This is a genomic window from Flavobacterium sp. HBTb2-11-1 (genome assembly GCF_009826975.1).
Classification (GTDB): Bacteria; Bacteroidota; Bacteroidia; order Flavobacteriales; family Flavobacteriaceae; genus Flavobacterium.
This window is the reverse complement of record NZ_WUMO01000025.1, coordinates 1-1,016: the sequence shown is the minus strand read 5'-3', so window position 1 is coordinate 1,016 and position 1,016 is coordinate 1. Positions and strand designations below refer to the sequence as shown.

Below are 1,016 nucleotides of genomic sequence, written 5' to 3'. Positions count from 1 at the left end.
GATACAATGGCAAATGCGGTATTAGATCCAACAGTAAATACTCAGTGGGATGCTTATGTAATCGATGCGAACGGATGTGAAACTAAATTGGATATTACAATTGGTACAGACGCACTTCCAACAATCAATTCATCAGCTGGATTGTATTGCTATACTGGAGGACCTGTTCCAATTACAATTACAGGAACTTATGTAGGTACGCCACAATATAGTATTGGTAACGGATACCAATCTAGCCCTAACTTTGTATTGAATGCACCAGGCAACTACACATTCTACATTAAAGACGGAAACGGATGTATTGTCTCAAGTCCATACATTTTACGTCAAGAATTGTTGCTGCAAGCTACTTTGACACAAGATTTGACTTGTGCAGGATCGGCTACCATTACATTCTTAGCGACTCAAGGGACTTTAACTTATGCTAGTTATGAGGTTGATTATAACGGAGGAGGATATTTCCCTGCAACATCGCCTTATACTGCAACTGCAGCTGGAACTTACACATTCAGAGTAAAAGACAGTCAGGGATGTCAGGCAGTATCTATTCCGGTAGTAGTTACGCCAACAACAACTCCATCAGCGACATTCACACAGACAAATGTAAGCTGTGTTGGAGGAAGTGACGGAAGCATCATCGTTACTGCTGCTAATGGTATCTTGCCATATGAGTACCGCATAAACGGAGGCGCTTACCAAAGCTCAAACATTTTTACAGGTTTAGCGGCAGGAACTTATGATATTGAGATCCGCGATGCGAAGCAATGTACGTCAGTAATTGTAACAGCTACAATTACCCAGCCAATAGCTCTTGCGGCGACAGCGGTATTGACGCAAAGCTTGACATGCGGAACAGGAAATGCTACCCAACCGGCTATTGTTACTGTAAATGTAACTGCAGGAACAGGAACAGCTCCTTACCAATACAGCTTCAACGGAGGAACAAATTACAGTGCAACAAATACGTTCACTACCTACAACTCAGGAACGGTTACGGCTTACGTAAAAGATGCCAA

1 protein-coding gene is annotated in these 1,016 nt (G+C 42.4%); it reads left to right on the top strand.

The window, feature by feature from the left end; all coding sequences use genetic code 11:
- Positions 1 to 1,016: SprB repeat-containing protein (locus GR162_RS22075; protein ID WP_202393986.1), on the top strand; the 1,016-nt coding region annotated here is incomplete at both ends.